Genomic DNA, 489 nt, shown 5'->3' on the forward strand with positions numbered 1-489 from the left:
GGCTCTGGTTGTAGGAGACCAGGATAATGATGGAGTTGTAGATTACTTAGATTTAGATAGTGATAATGATGGAATTTCAGATACAATAGAAAACGGAGGAGTTGATGCAGATGGCGATGGAGTTTTAGATGGAATTACCGATACTGATGGCGATGGATTTGCTGATAGTGTTGATACGGATGATAATACGGTTGCAGGAACAGGAGATGGCGGAACCAATTTACCGTCACCGGACAGTGATAATGACGGTATTGTAGATAGCCTGGATTTAGATAGTGATAATGATGGGCTAACAGATATCAGTGAAGCTGGAGGAGTAGATGCTGATGGTGATGGAGCGATAGATTATCCAACCCCGGGAGATCCAACGTCTATGGTTGATGTTGATGGCGATGGATTTGCTGATAGTGTTGATACAGATGATAATACGGTTGCAGGTACAGGAGATGGCGGAACGATGCTACCGTTACCCAATACCGATGGTACAGG

1 pseudogene is annotated in these 489 nt (G+C 44.0%); it reads left to right on the forward strand.

Features of this window, described 5'->3' with window-relative positions:
* Window positions 1–489: pseudogene (locus tag ACFSTE_RS21145) on the forward strand (hypothetical protein); the annotation flags it as partial.

This window comes from Aquimarina hainanensis (assembly GCF_042684685.1).
Classification (GTDB): domain Bacteria; phylum Bacteroidota; class Bacteroidia; order Flavobacteriales; family Flavobacteriaceae; genus Aquimarina; species Aquimarina hainanensis.